The 13,788-nt window shown below is 68.1% G+C and carries 14 protein-coding genes; 3 read left to right on the top strand and 11 right to left on the bottom strand.

Annotated features, from left to right (window positions below; translation table 11 throughout):
• Positions 1-86: 86 nt before the first annotated feature.
• From AC1G9L_RS07375 to AC1G9L_RS07365, 3 genes are all read left to right on the top strand, one after another.
• A complete protein-coding gene (locus AC1G9L_RS07375) occupies positions 87-1,685 on the top strand; it encodes a choline dehydrogenase (RefSeq protein WP_019801549.1) in 1,599 nt (532 codons plus the stop codon).
• A 328-nt stretch (positions 1,686-2,013) separates the two neighbouring features.
• Complete coding sequence (locus AC1G9L_RS07370) at positions 2,014-3,402, top strand: serine hydrolase domain-containing protein (RefSeq protein ID WP_481070589.1); 1,389 nt, start codon at positions 2,014-2,016, stop codon at positions 3,400-3,402.
• A gap of 713 nt (positions 3,403-4,115) precedes the next feature.
• Positions 4,116-5,039, top strand: coding sequence for an IS110 family transposase (locus tag AC1G9L_RS07365; protein ID WP_481069675.1), 924 nt, complete (start codon positions 4,116-4,118; stop codon positions 5,037-5,039).
• 767 nt (positions 5,040-5,806) lie between these two features.
• Here the strand turns inward: AC1G9L_RS07365 and AC1G9L_RS07360 are convergent.
• The 11 genes from AC1G9L_RS07360 to nudE form a co-directional block, all read right to left on the bottom strand.
• On the bottom strand, positions 5,807-6,262 hold the full coding sequence (locus AC1G9L_RS07360) for a hypothetical protein (protein ID WP_010344200.1): 456 nt from the start codon (positions 6,260-6,262) through the stop codon (positions 5,807-5,809).
• 314 nt (positions 6,263-6,576) lie between these two features.
• Positions 6,577-6,960 carry a hypothetical protein gene (locus tag AC1G9L_RS07355; RefSeq protein ID WP_481070588.1) on the bottom strand — a complete coding sequence of 128 codons (384 nt, stop codon included), beginning with the start codon at positions 6,958-6,960 and terminating at the stop codon, positions 6,577-6,579.
• A 461-nt stretch (positions 6,961-7,421) separates the two neighbouring features.
• Positions 7,422-7,817 (bottom strand): glycine cleavage system protein GcvH, encoded by a 396-nt coding sequence (gcvH, locus tag AC1G9L_RS07350; RefSeq protein ID WP_010344201.1) that lies wholly within the window; start codon positions 7,815-7,817, stop codon positions 7,422-7,424.
• A 92-nt stretch (positions 7,818-7,909) separates the two neighbouring features.
• Positions 7,910-9,016 (bottom strand): glycine cleavage system aminomethyltransferase GcvT, encoded by a 1,107-nt coding sequence (gcvT, locus tag AC1G9L_RS07345; protein WP_019798982.1) that lies wholly within the window; start codon positions 9,014-9,016, stop codon positions 7,910-7,912.
• A gap of 216 nt (positions 9,017-9,232) precedes the next feature.
• Positions 9,233-9,664 carry an NfeD family protein gene (locus tag AC1G9L_RS07340; RefSeq protein ID WP_019800279.1) on the bottom strand — a complete coding sequence of 144 codons (432 nt, stop codon included), beginning with the start codon at positions 9,662-9,664 and terminating at the stop codon, positions 9,233-9,235.
• 3 nt (positions 9,665-9,667) lie between these two features.
• The gene (locus AC1G9L_RS07335; RefSeq protein WP_010343188.1) at positions 9,668-10,630 is read right to left on the bottom strand and encodes an SPFH domain-containing protein; all 963 of its coding nucleotides are present in this window, start codon (positions 10,628-10,630) and stop codon (positions 9,668-9,670) included.
• A gap of 66 nt (positions 10,631-10,696) precedes the next feature.
• Positions 10,697-10,999 carry an Mpo1-like protein gene (locus AC1G9L_RS07330; protein WP_019800278.1) on the bottom strand — a complete coding sequence of 101 codons (303 nt, stop codon included), beginning with the start codon at positions 10,997-10,999 and terminating at the stop codon, positions 10,697-10,699.
• A gap of 202 nt (positions 11,000-11,201) precedes the next feature.
• Positions 11,202-11,525 carry a YnfA family protein gene (locus tag AC1G9L_RS07325; RefSeq protein WP_019800277.1) on the bottom strand — a complete coding sequence of 108 codons (324 nt, stop codon included), beginning with the start codon at positions 11,523-11,525 and terminating at the stop codon, positions 11,202-11,204.
• On the bottom strand, positions 11,522-12,298 hold the full coding sequence (gene mazG, locus AC1G9L_RS07320; protein WP_481071051.1) for a nucleoside triphosphate pyrophosphohydrolase: 777 nt from the start codon (positions 12,296-12,298) through the stop codon (positions 11,522-11,524). Before mazG ends, AC1G9L_RS07325 begins: the two co-directional genes overlap by 4 nt.
• Before the next feature lie 128 nt (positions 12,299-12,426).
• A complete protein-coding gene (gene cysQ / locus AC1G9L_RS07315) occupies positions 12,427-13,227 on the bottom strand; it encodes a 3'(2'),5'-bisphosphate nucleotidase CysQ (RefSeq protein ID WP_010343192.1) in 801 nt (266 codons plus the stop codon).
• Positions 13,224-13,778 (bottom strand): ADP compounds hydrolase NudE, encoded by a 555-nt coding sequence (gene nudE / locus AC1G9L_RS07310; RefSeq protein ID WP_481070587.1) that lies wholly within the window; start codon positions 13,776-13,778, stop codon positions 13,224-13,226. The genes cysQ and nudE overlap by 4 nt, the downstream gene beginning before the upstream one ends.
• Positions 13,779-13,788: the final 10 nt, after the last annotated feature.

Raw genomic sequence — 13,788 nt, 5'->3', positions numbered from 1 at the left:
GCCTTGTGTCCGGCGGCGGCCGCGCCGAGCATATGCTCTATCCTCGGCGACTAGCGTCGGCGCCAGGAACTCAGGGGACACCGCGGGTGTACGACTACATCATCATCGGCGCAGGCTCGGCCGGCTGCGTGCTCGCCAACCGCCTGAGCGAGGACCGCGACTGCAAGGTGCTGCTGATCGAGGCCGGGCCGCGCGACCGCAATCCCTTCATCCACATGCCCGCGGGCCTGGCGCGCCTGGCCAGCAACCGCCGCATCAACTGGAACTACCTGACCGAGGCCGAGCCGGCCTTGAACGACCGCCGCCTGTGGTGGCCGCGCGGCAAGGTGCTGGGCGGCTCCAGCTCGATCAACGCGATGTGCTACGTGCGCGGCGTGCCCGCCGACTACGACGACTGGTCGGCCGACGGCGCCGACGGCTGGGACTGGCGCGGCGTGCTGCCCTACTTCCGCCGCAGCGAACGCAACAGCCGCGGCGGCGATGCGCTGCATGGCGGCGACGGACCGCTGCACGTCTCCGACCTGCGCTACCACAACCCGCTCTCGGACGTGTTCATCGCGGCCGCGCAGGAAGCGGGTTTCCCGCACAACCCCGATTTCAACGGCCCGCAGCAACAGGGCGTGGGCCTGTACCAGGTCACCCAGAAGGACGGCGCACGCTGCTCGGCGGCGGTGGCCTACCTGGCGCCGGCGCGCGCGCGGGACAACCTGCAAATCGTCACCGACGCGCTGGTGCTGCGCCTGCTGATCGAGGGCGGCCGCGTGGTCGGCGTCGCCTATGCGCAGGACGGCCGCGAGGTGCAGGCGCGCGCCGCGCGCGAGGTGCTGCTCAGCGCCGGCGCGGTGAACTCGCCGCAGCTGCTGATGCTCTCGGGCATCGGCCCGGCCGATGCGCTGCGCCGCCACGGCATCGCGGTGCACCTGGACCAGCCGCAGGTCGGCGCCAACCTGCAGGATCACCTGGACGTGTGCACGCTGTACCGCACCCGCCCCGGCATCAGCTACGACCGCCGCAACCAGGCCAAGATCGCCTTCGACTATTTCCTGCGCGGGCATCGTGGCGCCGGCAGCAGCAACATCGCCGAGGCCGGCGGCTTCATCCGCTCGCCGCTGGCGCCGGACGCGCGCGCCGACATCCAGTTGCATTTCGTGCCGGCCATGCTCGACGACCACGGACGCAACCGCCTGCCCGGCGACGGTTTCACCCTGCATGCCTGCCACCTGCAGCCGCGCAGCCGTGGCCGCATCGCGCTCAACGACGCCGACCCGCGCACGCCGGCGCGGATCCAGGCCAACTACCTCAGCGATCCCGATGGCTTCGACCTGCGCATGCTGGTGGAATGCGCGCGGCTGGCGCGGCACATCCTGCGGCAGCCGGCGTTCGATGCATTTCGCGGCGCGCCGCTGCTGCCGGCACGCGAGGACCTGGACGAGGCCGGGCTGGTCGCCTTCATCCGCGCCAAGGCCGAAACCATCTATCACCCGATCGGCACCTGCCGGATGGGCAGCGACGCGCAGGCGGTGGTCGACCCGCAACTGCGCCTGCGCGGCCTCGACGGCCTGCGCGTGGTAGACGCCTCGGTGATGCCGCGGCTGGTCAGCGGCAACACCAACGGGCCGACGATGATGATCGCCGAACGTGCTGCGGATCTGATCCGTGGGCGGGCTGTGCTGCGGGAGGGGTGAGGCGGCGGCTGCGTGCCGCTGCGCGGAGGGGGCGAGCGCACGAGTATCGCGGCGGTAGATCCGCTGCTAGGCGACCTACCCTCACCCCAACCCCTCTCCCGGGGGGAGAGGGGCTAGGCAAAGCCGTGCGCGGCACGGTGATTGCATGTCCGTGGGCATCCGCCGCAGTCCCCGCCACCGCTCCGCCGGCAGGCCTGCGCACCCCCGCACGAGGCGGGAAATCCCCAGCAGGATCAAGGCGATGCCTATTCATCTTCTCCCAGTTTGTGCATTCGAGAAATCCGGCGCTAGAATCGTTGCCGGCAGCACCTCACAGGCCTCAGGCGCAATGACACAGAACAGCAGGCACCGGCTCCTTCGACCGGTGGCAACCGGGTTGCTCGGGGCATTGCTGCCCTTTGCGATGTCCTCCACCGCACAGACGCCGGCGCCCGCACAACCGTTGCCGCCGCCGCTGCACACCGAAGCCACGCGCTACACCTCGCCGACCCAGCCGCTGCCCTACCGCGCCTCGCTGACGCAGAGCCAGGTGCTGCCGCTGGCCCGGGACTTCGACGTGGCCGCGCTGGAGTCGGCCGCCGAACAGCTCACCTACGGCGAGCGCGTACCCGGCCTGGCGATGGCCATCGTGCACAACGGCCAGGTGCTCAGCGCGCGCGGCTACGGCGTCACCGACGTCAACCGCCCCGAGCCGGTCGATGCGCATACCGTGTTCCGCCTGGCCTCGCTGTCCAAGGCCTTCGCCGGCACCATGGCCGGCCTGCTGGTTACCGACGGCACCCTGCGCTGGGACAGCAAGGTCGTCGACTACGTGCCGGGCTTCCAGCTCAGCGATCCGGTGGCCACGCGCAAGTTGAATGTCGCCGACCTGCTAAGCCACCGCGTTGGCCTCACCTACAACGCCTACGACCGCGACGTCGAATCCAACCTCGACTACTACACGCTCAGCCACAAGCTGGCCTATGCGCCGCTGAAGTGCGCGCCGGGGGAGTGCTACGCCTACCAGAACGTCGCCTTCAGCCTGATCGGCGACGTGGTGTTCGCCGCGTCCGGCAGCTTCTATGAGCAGTCGGTGGAACGGCGCATCTTCAAGCCGCTGGGCATGAACGACGCCAGCATGGGCCTGGCCGGCATCCAGGCCAGCCCGCGCTGGGCGCGCCCGCACGTGCGCAGCCGCAACGGCTGGGTCTCGCTGACGCCCAAGCCGACCTACTACCGCCTGGCGCCCGCCGCCGGCGTCAATGCCAGCATCAGCGACATGGCGCAGTGGCTGATCGCGCAGACCGGGCATCGCCCGGACGTGTTGCCGGAGCCGTTACTGGCGACCCTGCACGCGCCGCTGATCCTCACCCCGGGCGAGATGCGCTCCGGCTGGCGCCGCGCCCGCGTCAACTCGGCCAGCTACGCGCTGGGCTGGCGTGTGTTCGACTACTCCGGCCACCAGGTGATCTTCCATGCCGGCGCGGTGCAGGGCTACCGCGGCCTGATCGCGCTGGTGCCGGAACGCGACTTCGCCGTGGCGATCCTGTGGAACGGCGAGAGCGGCCTGCCCTCGGGCCTGCTGCCAACCGTGCTCGACCGCGCCATCGGCCTGCCGGCGCAGCGCTGGCTGGACGTGGACACCGACTTCGGCAGCGACAACCTGATGGCCGAGCGTCCGGACCCGAAGGACAAGAAGGGCGCGTCCTCGTCCAAGTCGGTGGCCTCGCCGCACTGAGCGCGGTCTCCGAGCAGCACCCTCGCAGAAGGCGGCGCAAGCCGCCTTTCTGCTGTCTGCGGCACTGACCTGCGCTGCGTTGTGCGGTCCCGCTGCCCCATCGCGGCGATGCAGCCTTGTCGCGTTGCGACGGCGTGGCGATGCGGCGGCGCGATCGCCTCGCCCGAGTGCCGCCGCAATGGCCGAGCTGACGCCACAAGGAAATTCAGCGCCCGCATCGCCCTGACGGCAGCGCGCGCTCGTGGTGCCCGCCGATGGCGCGCACCGTCGCTTCCACGGATAACGCACAAGGCGCGCAGCGCACGTTCTCGCCGCCGTCCACGATCTCATCGTGGACATGTCACGCCACGTCGCCTCACGCCGGGGCGGGCGTGCTGGCAACGGGATGATGCGCTGTCGCACAAGAGCGCTGGGCACCTGCTAGGCAAGATACATCCTTGTAGGAGCGGCTTCAGCCGCGACAGGCGGTCCGGGTAGCCCGTCGCGGCTGAAGCCGCTTGTGTCAAATAAGGGTCTATCGTTGCAGGTGAGAGCGGAGTGCGGCAGGCCGTTTAGCCGCAGTGCCAGCAAGCACGAGTAGGAGTCAGCGCCGCCGCACTCCGGTTCTCCTGCCTGACAAGCCCGAACAGTTGCCCGAGTGACGAGCTCGAACTCCACAAGCATGGGCATCGGCAGGAGCGCTCTCGTCCATAAGTCTACTGCGGAGAACGTCTATGCGACGCCATGTCGGGATCGATGTATCCAAGGCCGAACTGGTCATTCATGTCCTGCCGGACGAGCAGACCTGGACCCAACCCAATACGCCACAGGGGCAGCGTGCGCTGGCCCAGCGCCTGGCCGAGCTGGGCTGCGAGCGGATCGTGCTGGAAGCCAGTGGCGGCTACGAACATGCCGTGCTGCAAGTGTTGCGGCAGGCCGACCTGCCCGTGGTGCGGATGGCCGCCGATCGTCCGCGCAAGCTCGCCCAGGCCTTGGGCCTGCATGCCAAGACCGATGCCCTGGACGCGCGCCTGCTGGCCATCGCCGCCCAGCACATCCCGACCATGCCCACGCCCGTGGCACCCGAGCACCAGCAATCTCTTCGCGAACTGCTGGACCTGCGTGCCACCCTGGTGAGCCAGCGTGATGTCCATCGGCGGCGCCTGGAGCACATCACCAGCGCCAAGGTGCAACACCGCTGCCGAGAGGTGATCGCCCTGCTGAACCAGCAGATCCAGACGTTGACGCAGGAGATCGAGCAGCAGGGCAAGACCTGCTCGAGCCTACCCAAGGTGCCTGGGCTCGGGACGATCCTGCGCGCGGTTCTGGCCGCGCGGCTGCCAGAGCTGGGCACGCTGCCGCCACGCAAGCTCGCTGCCCTGGTCGGGCTGGCCCCGTTCAATCACGACAGCGGTTGCTGGAAAGGCCAGCGCCGCATCAAAGGCGGACGTGCCGACGTGCGGCGCGTGCTGTACATGGCCACCTGGGCCAGCATCCGCGCCAAATCCCCCTTGGCCAACACCTACGCACGTCTGCGCGCAGCGGGCAAGCCGGCCAAGGTCGCCATCGTCGCCTGCATGCACAAGTTCCTGCGCTGGCTCAATGCCATCGCGCGCGATCAGGCCCCGTACGCTCCTCCTGTCATCGCAGGTGCATGACAGTTGACTCCTACGGCGCGTGCGACGTTCGGCTTGAACGGGGCCAAGCAGGTGACCCAAGATTCCCTGCGATCTACGCAATGCGCGGAAACAGCTTTGCGGTGTCGAGCGTCGGGCAAGGCCACGCTGACGCGCTGCGCGCGTGGCGCAAGACGGCTGGGCTGGTCCGAGGATGCCAGAAGCGTCTCGATAACTGCAGCGGGTCCGATTGCGGCGACCGGTCGATCCACATTCGGTCGGTGCATTCAATCCGATACCCCGCTGCACTGCAGGCCGCCGCCGTGCGGTGGCTGGCCTATCGCGTTCGCGCAGGTCCCTCGCCGAACCCGCTTGCTCACGCGTGCTGCGCGCTTGATCGGCAGGGCGACAAACGCAGTGGGGAAGACCGGATGGATGCGCAGCCATCGCCGCAGGCACCCGATCGCGGAGCGGTGGTCCCGATGCAGGCTCGTTCCAATGCGAGAGACGCAGGCAGATCCCTACCTGCCGACCTGGCGATCAAGGCAAAGAGGACAGTCGACGTGGGTTGGAAACAGGCGAGCGGCGGGTGGCCGCGAGTCAGTGGGGCGAGATATACGGCACGATGTGCACGTCGCGACCTGGCACGCTGGGCGCAGAGCGCGGTCTTCGATGGTCGAGAAGACGAACGCCACCTGTACCGTCAGGCAGAGAGGCGCGCTGCGATCGCACCGCAGGATGCCGCACATAAAAAACTCCCTCCCCGCTGGGCACCGGGGAGAGAGTCTAGGAACAGCGATCGGGATGGATCAGATCAGCGGCGCGGGCGTGGCCGGCAGCGCGACCGGAGCGGCCTTCTTCTTGCGAGCGGCCGGCTTCTTCTTCGCCACGGTCTTCTTGGCGGTGGCCTTCTTCGCAGTTGCCTTCTTCGCGGCCGGCTTCTTGGCAGCCGACTTCTTCACCGTCTTCTTGGCAGCGGTCTTCTTGGTCGCAGCCTTCTTCGCGGTCTTCTTTACGGCCTTCTTGGCGACGGCCTTCTTCGCGGTCTTCTTGGTGGCGGCCTTCTTCGCCGTCTTCTTCACTGCCTTCTTGGCAACGGCCTTCTTGACCGCCTTCTTCACCTTGGCGACCTTCTTGGCCACCTTCTTGGCGACCTTCTTGACCGCCTTCTTTACCGAAACCTTCTTCGCTGCCGGCTTCTTGGCGGCAGTCTTCTTGACCGCCTTCTTAGCGGCCGGCTTTTTCGCAGCTTTTTTCGTGGCCATGGGATGGCTCCTCGTCAGTGAACTATGGATTGAAAATGCCCAGTTAAAGCAACCTCGCGGCGATGCTCCGCCTGCGGGAACCGCCGGCGCGCGCTGCGGGCCGGATCGGATACAGAAACACCCGTACCGGATAGCGATACGGGTGCGATGCCAGGGGAGACGTTGCGTTTCTCGGAGGGAAGCGACTCCAACTCCACCATCTTCGGGTTCCTGGCGGATGTCCAAGTTGTGCTTCGCGTTTTGATGTCGATCCGATTCACTCGCTTGCGCAGCAACGTCTGCTGGGCGAAACCTAATCACGGTTTTTTTTACTGTCAACACTTCCGCGCAATTTTTTTTTCGCTGGCGCGCACTCCACGACCGCCGCATGCCGCGCCAGCCGCCTTGCCGACGCCACCGATCGCCGATGCCGGCACCACAAGGAAAACGGCGCGCGCAAAAAAAGCAGGGAAATTTCCGTGTTTTCTGTAACGACGCGACGCGGCCATCGCGTTGCGGACGGGTCGCGACAACGCGTCGGCAGCAATCGCGGGAGCACACGCCAGGCTGTCCGCTAGCTGAAAAAAAATTTCGCGACCGCGTGCGGTTCCGGCATCGCACAAGTGCAAATGCGCAAAAGTGCGCAAACTTTTTTGCGTCGTGCGCCGGTCGCGACGCACGCGATGCATCGCGCTGGGCGTCGCCGCGACGTGGCGCATCGCGCCACTGCGACGCGACCTGCACTCACCTCGTCGCCACGCCACAACGCAGGCGACCACCTCGCCCACCTCCACGCCATGCCGCCACCGACAGCTTCGCGCGGGTACATCGACCGACACGGATCGCACAGGTCGCCGGCTGGCGCCGGCACGCACCGCTACGGCGCGCTGCACCGCACCGCACCCTGCGCCGCGTCGGAAAACCGGCGCCGCCGGGCATGCGCGTCGAATGCATCGGACACCGCCACGCGGCAACCACGCTGCGCTCGAAGTGCAGTCCAGCGACAACCTCACACCGTCTTCGCATCAACACACGCCGCGACGTCAGCGACACGGGTTGCCGCAACGGCCATGCCGAGGAGGGCGACGCCGATGCGGACAGCGGTGGCCGCTGCGTGGCGCCCAAAAAGAAACCGGCCGCACGAGGCGGCCGGTTCGGGTGTCGCGACAGGGCGGTCGGCTCAGTGGCCGTCTTCCTCGAGCAGTTCGGCGTACTCGTCCGGCGACAGCAGTTCGTTCAACTGCTCGGCGTCGTCCGCTTCCAGCACCAGAATCCAGCCTTCGCCATAGGCGTCTTCGTTGATCGTTTCCGGCTTGTCGCTCAGCGCGGTGTTGACCTCGACCACCTTGCCGCTGAGCGGGCTGTACACGTCGGAGGCGGCCTTGACCGACTCGACCACGGCCACGCCGTTGCCGGCCTCGACGTGATCGCCGACGTTCGGCAGTTCGACGTAGACCAGGTCGCCGAGCAGGCCCTGGGCATGATCGGAGATGCCGATGGTCACGCGACCATTGCCCTCGACGCGGGCCCATTCATGGGACTTGAGGAATTTGAGGTCGCCAGGGATCTCGCTCATGGGGCTGCTCCGGAAGAAGACGGTATCGAGGATGGGAGGCTAGTGTAGCGAACCGCGCGCGTAGGGAAGAAGTCGCGCGCGGCGAATGGAACTCAGCCGAGCACGCCGGGCTGGACCTGGCCTTCGCGCACGAACGGGAATTTGACCACGCGCACCGGCACTTCCTTGCCGCGGATGTCCACGCGCACCGCGCCCGGCTCGCCGGCCGGCACCCGCGCGAAGGCGATCGCCTTGCCCAGCGTCGGCGAGAAGGTACCGGACAGGATCTCGCCGTCGCCGTTCGCGGTCAGCACCTTTTGCCCGTGGCGCAGCACGCCCTTCTCGTCCATGACCAGGCCGATCATCTGCCGCGGCGCGCCGCCGGCCTTCTGCGCTTCCAGCACGGCGCGGCCGATGAAGTCGCGGCCCTCGTCGAGGGTGACGGTCCAGGCCAGCGCGGCCTCGTAGGGCGAGACGCTGTCGTCCATGTCCTGGCCATACAGGTTCATGCCCGCCTCCAGGCGCAGCGTGTCGCGCGCGCCCAGGCCGGCCGGCTTGACCCCGGCGCCGATCAACGCCTCCCAGAACGCCGGCGCCTGCTGCTGCGGCAGCACGATCTCGAAGCCGTCCTCGCCGGTGTAGCCGGTGCGCGCGACGAACAGCGGCACGCCGTCGATCGAGGTCGCCTCGATCGCGGCGAAGCGGCCGAGCTTCTGCGCGGCGGCGCGGTCTTCCTCGCGCAGCAGGCCGATCGCCTTGGTGCGCGCGTTCGGTCCCTGCACCGCGATCATCGCGAAGTCGTCGCGCTCGCGCACCTGCACGCCGAAGGCCTGTGCCTGCTCGCCGATCCAGGCCAGGTCCTTGGCGCGGGTGGCGGCGTTGACCACAAGGCGGAAGAAGGTCTCGGACATGTAATAGACGATGAGATCGTCGATCACCCCGCCCTGCGGGTTGAGCATGCAGGTATACAGCGCCTTGCCCGGCGCCTTCAGCTTGTCCACCGAATTGGCCAGCAGGTGGCGCAGGAACGCGCGGACCTGCTCGCCGTGCAGATCGACCACGGTCATGTGGCTGACGTCGAACATGCCGGCGTCGCGGCGCACCTGGTGGTGCTCGTCGATCTGCGAACCGTAGTGGATCGGCATGTCCCAGCCGCCGAAGTCGACCATCTTGGCGCCGAGGGCGCGGTGGCTGTCGTTGAGGATGGTCTTCTGAGTCATGGCGCGGGTCCGTGAGAAAAGTCCCCCATTATCGCTGGCTGGGGGCCGGGATTGGGGAGTCGGGATTGGGGGTTCGTAGGAGCGGCCGTCCTGAGCCGAAGGACTCCGCTTGATCGCGTGGTGTCGTAGTGCCGTAGGAGCGGCTTCAGCCGCGACCCGTCATCGGCCCCAGGTCGCGGCTGAAGCCGCTCCTACGAATCCCCAATCCCGGCTCTTTCAAGCCGCCTGGACCAGCAGCGTCATCCCATCCACGCCAACGATGCGCACCGTGCTGCCGACCGGCAGGTCGGGGCCGCCGACCACCCAGAAGGCGTCGTCGACCTTGGCGCGGCCGCGGCCGCCGTGGATCGGCTGGTCCAGCGTCACCACGCGGCCGATCAGTTGCTCGGCGCGACGGTTCAGCAGCGGCTGGTCGCTGGCCCGGGCGCGGTTGCGGAACCAACTGCGGTACACCTGGATCGAGACGAAGCTCAACACCACGAACGCGCCGACCTGCAACAACAATGGCATGCCCGGAACCACCAGCAAGGCCAGGAAGACCGCCGCGGCAGCGAAGCCCATCCACAGCATGAAGGCGCCCGGCGCCAGCGCTTCGGCTGCGAACAGCAACAAGGTCAGGGCACCCCAGGCCATCACCTCGATGCGCATGGCTCAGACTCCGCTGCGCGGCGGAACGCGCGGCACTGCCGGCGGCGTGCCCTGCTTGTTCAGCGCCTCGCGCGCCAGTTCGGCGATGCCGGCGATCGAGCCGATGATGCCGCTGGACTCCATCGGCATCAGCACGAACTTCTGGTTCGGCGCCGTGGCCAGTTCCTTGAACGCCTCCACGTACTTCTGCGCAATGAAGTAGTTGATCGCCTGCACGTCGCCTTCGGCGATGGCCTTGGACACCATCGCCGTCGCCCGCGCTTCGGCCTCGGCCAGGCGCTCGCGCGCCTCGGCGTCGCGGAACGCGGCCTCCTTGCGGCCTTCGGCCTCCAGCACCGCGGCCTGCTTCTCGCCATCGGCGCGCAGGATCTCCGACTGCCGCGAGCCCTCCGCCTCGAGGATCTGCGCGCGCTTCTCGCGCTCGGCCTTCATCTGCCGGGCCATCGCATCGACCAGGTCGCGCGGCGGCTGGATGTCGCGGATCTCGATGCGGGTGACCTTGATGCCCCACGGATTGGTGGCATGGTCGACCACGTTCAGCAGTTGCGCATTGATGGTCTCGCGCTGGCTCAGCGACTCGTCCAGGTCCATCGAGCCGATCACGGTACGGATGTTGGTCTGCACCAGGGCGATGGTGGCGATCTCCAGGTTGGACACTTCATAGGCAGCCTTGGCCGCATCCAGCACCTGGAAGAACACCACCCCGTCCACGCGCACCACCGCGTTGTCCTTGGTGATGACGTCCTGGCTGGGCACGTCCAACACCTGTTCCATCATGTTGACCTTGCGGCCCACCCCGTACACCACCGGAATCAGGAAATGCAGGCCGGGCGACAGGGTGTGGGTGTAGCGACCGAAGCGCTCCACCGTCCACTGGAATCCCTGCGGCACCATGCGCACAGTCTTGAACAGAATGATCACGCCGGCGGCCAGCAGCACCACCGCGAAGAAGAACGTGGACGGCATCAGGTTGCTCCATTAACCAGAAAGAAATCGAATCCGCAGTATAACGAGCGCCGCCGCGGGCGCCGGTTACCAGCGGATGCGGCCCAGCAGCATGTCCTTGAACATCACCCAGTCGCCGGCAAGCGAGTACAGCGGGTGTTTGAACGTGGCCGGCCGGTTCTTCTCGAACACGAAATGGCCGATCCAGGCGCAGCCGTAGCCGCAGACCGGTGCGGCCCACAGCCAACGCGGCTGGCCGGTGCACAGCGCCAGCAGCAGGCTCGCCAGCACGCCGAGGCTGCCGACGAAATGCAGCCGCCGCGACACCCGATGCCGGTGTTCGCTCAGATAGAACGGATCGAACTCGCGGAAATTGGCGAAGCGGCGCATGCGATGGCCCTCCCGAGGCGACGCAGGCGTCCAGCATACGCCGTGCGCGCGGGCGTGGCGCGCCGTACAAGGACGCGACGCGCGGGTGTCATGCGGCCACGACGCGCAACGTGGCGCGGCTCTGATGATGCAATGCGTCGGGACTGAAGTCCCTCCCACAGTGCACTTGCCGAGGTCGCCGCAAGCGCATGTGGGAGCGGCATCAGCTCTGCCGCGGCGCGAACATGATCACCGCCATGCCGGCCAGGCACAGGCCGGCGCCGAGCAGATCCCAGCGCGTGGGACGCATGTCCTGCACCGTCCACAGCCACAGCAACGCGACGGCGACATAGACGCCGCCGTAGGCCGCGTAGACGCGGCCGCTGGCGGCGGGATGCAGGGTCAGCAGCCAGACGAAGGCCGCCAGGCTGCCCGCGGCGGGCAGCAGCAGCCAGGCGCTGCGCTGTTCGCGCAGCCAGAGATAAGGCAGGTAGCAGCCGACGATTTCCGCGATGGCGGTCAGCACGAACAGCAGCAGGGTCTTCATCCGGCCGCGGCGCGCTCTTCGTCCTTGGCGCGCTGCCAGTACGCCTCCTGCTGCGCCAGCGACAGGCCGTCGAGCGCGCCGCCGTCCTGCTGCGCCAGCCGTTCCATCGCGCGGAAGCGACGCTCGAACTTGAGGTTGGCGTGGCGCAGCGCCGCACCGACATCGACCTTGGCATGCCGCGCCAGGTTGGCGCAGACGAACAGCAGGTCGCCGATCTCGTCCTGCAGCCGTGCCGGATCGACGGCGGCGCCATGCGCCAGTTCCGCGCGCACTTCCTCCAGCTCTTCCTGCACCTTGTCCAGCACCGGCGCGGGGCCGGGCCAGTCGAAGCCGACCCGCGCCGCGCGCGACTGCAGCTTCAGCGCGCGCTGCCATTCGGGCAGCCCGCGCGCGATGCCGGCCAGCGCCGAGGCATCGCGCTCGCCGGCGGCGGCACGCTCGGCGCGCTTGATCTCTTCCCACTTCAGCGTCTGCTGCTCGGCATCGGCCACCTGGCTGTCGCCGAACACGTGCGGATGGCGGCGCACCATCTTGTCGCAGATCGCCGCGACCACGTCGTCGAAGCCGAACGCGCCCTGCTCGCGCGCCATCTGCGCATGGAACACCACCTGCAGCAACAGATCGCCGAGCTCGTCCTTCAACCCGGCCAGGTCCTGGCGGTCGATCGCATCGGCCACTTCGTAGGCCTCTTCGATCGTGTACGCGGCGATGCTGGCGAAATCCTGCTTCAGGTCCCAGGGACACCCCTGCGCGGGATCGCGCAGGCGCGCCATGATGTCGAGCAGGGCGGGAAGATCGTAGCGAGTGGGAGTCACGGGCGGGTTCCGGTGCGACGGCACCGCTGCCGCCACCGCCTAGTGTGGCAGAGCGCGCGTCGCGCGGCGCGCGCTCGCGGTGCGGCTCAGCCCAGCCAGTCGCGCCAGGGCAGCGCCGGATCGCCCAGCGCCACGAAGTCGCCGTTGAGCAGCGATTCGCGGCGGTTGTAGCGGAACGGCTTGCCGGTCGCGGCGGCCAGCAGCGCGCCGCCGGCGGCCTGCAGCACGCACTGCCCGGCGGCGGTGTCCCACTCGGAGGTTGGGCCGAAGCGCGGGTAGACGTCCAGGTCGCCGTCGGCGATGCGGCAGAACTTCAGCGACGAACCCTGCGCGACCAGTTCGATCTCGCCCATGCGTTGCAGCAGCGCGTCGGTGCGCGCATCGCGGTGCGAGCGGCTCGCCGCCACCCGCAACGGCGCGGTGGCCGGGCGCCGGGTGTTCAACGCGGTATCGCGAAAGCCTTCGCGGCGGTACGCCTGCTCGCCACGCACCGCATGCCAGACGCGGCCGTCCACCGGCGCCTGGACCACGCCGAACACCGGCGCGCCCTGGTGGATCAGCGCGATGTTGACGCTGAATTCGCCGTTGCGCTTGACGAACTCGCGGGTGCCGTCGAGCGGGTCGACCAGCCAATAGGTGGTCCAGTGCTCGCGCACCTCCCACGGAATCTGCGCCGATTCCTCGGACAGCACCGGCAGGTCCGGGGTCAGCCGTTCCAGGCCCTCGACGATGATCTGGTGCGCCGCCAGGTCGGCCTGGGTCAACGGGCTGGTATCGGCCTTGTGCTCCACCTCGAAGCCGGTGGCGTAGACGGACATGATCGCCGCGGCGGCATCGATGGCGATGGCGATCACGGTTTCGCGCAAATCACTGGTGAGACGGATCATTCGGCGCGACCCAGCCACTCGCGGGCAATGAACAGCGCCGCCAGCGAACGCCCCTCGGAAAAATCTTCACGCAACATCAGTTGATCCAGTTCAGCCAGTTTCCAGGGCACCACTTCCAATTCCTCCGGCTCGTCGCCGGCTAGTCGTTCGGGATAGAGATCTTGCGCCAGCACCAGCCACGACTGGTGGCTCATGTAGGTCGGCGCCAGGGTCATCGCGCGCAGCACGCGCAATTGCCGCGCGCCGTAACCGGCCTCTTCCTTGAGTTCGCGGTCGGCCGCCTGCAGCGGGGTCTCGCCGGCATCGATGCGGCCCTTGACCAGGCCCAGCTCGTAGCGGTGCACGCCGGCGGCGTATTCGCGCACCAGCAGCACGGTCTGCGCATCCAGCATCGGCACCACCACCACCGCGCCGTGGCCGGGGGCCTTGAGCCGATGGAACACGCGACGTTCGCCGTTGCTGAACTCCAGGTCCAGTTCCTCGACCCGGCGCTCGGCGGCCGATTCGCTGCGCTCGCGCACGGCGTGGATGATCGGCAACGGACGGGTCACGCCGGCACCC

This window comes from Xanthomonas sp. NCPPB 1132 (assembly GCF_056629235.1).
The sequence above is the reverse complement of the archived record's forward strand: the minus strand, read 5'-3'. Positions and strand labels throughout refer to the sequence as shown.

Coding starts and splice junctions, on each gene's coding strand:
- AC1G9L_RS07370 (WP_481070589.1), top strand. CDS start 2,014: ATGACACAGAACAGCAGGCACCGGCTCCTTCGACCGGTGGCAACCGGG.
- AC1G9L_RS07365 (WP_481069675.1), top strand. CDS start 4,116: ATGCGACGCCATGTCGGGATCGATGTATCCAAGGCCGAACTGGTCATT.
- AC1G9L_RS07360 (WP_010344200.1), bottom strand. CDS start 6,262: ATGGCCACGAAAAAAGCTGCGAAAAAGCCGGCCGCTAAGAAGGCGGTC.
- AC1G9L_RS07355 (WP_481070588.1), bottom strand. CDS start 6,960: ATGCGCCACGTCGCGGCGACGCCCAGCGCGATGCATCGCGTGCGTCGC.
- gcvH (WP_010344201.1), bottom strand. CDS start 7,817: ATGAGCGAGATCCCTGGCGACCTCAAATTCCTCAAGTCCCATGAATGG.
- gcvT (WP_019798982.1), bottom strand. CDS start 9,016: ATGACTCAGAAGACCATCCTCAACGACAGCCACCGCGCCCTCGGCGCC.
- AC1G9L_RS07340 (WP_019800279.1), bottom strand. CDS start 9,664: ATGCGCATCGAGGTGATGGCCTGGGGTGCCCTGACCTTGTTGCTGTTC.
- AC1G9L_RS07335 (WP_010343188.1), bottom strand. CDS start 10,630: ATGCCGTCCACGTTCTTCTTCGCGGTGGTGCTGCTGGCCGCCGGCGTG.
- AC1G9L_RS07330 (WP_019800278.1), bottom strand. CDS start 10,999: ATGCGCCGCTTCGCCAATTTCCGCGAGTTCGATCCGTTCTATCTGAGC.
- AC1G9L_RS07325 (WP_019800277.1), bottom strand. CDS start 11,525: ATGAAGACCCTGCTGCTGTTCGTGCTGACCGCCATCGCGGAAATCGTC.
- mazG (WP_481071051.1), bottom strand. CDS start 12,298: ATGGCGCGCCTGCGCGATCCCGCGCAGGGGTGTCCCTGGGACCTGAAG.
- cysQ (WP_010343192.1), bottom strand. CDS start 13,227: ATGATCCGTCTCACCAGTGATTTGCGCGAAACCGTGATCGCCATCGCC.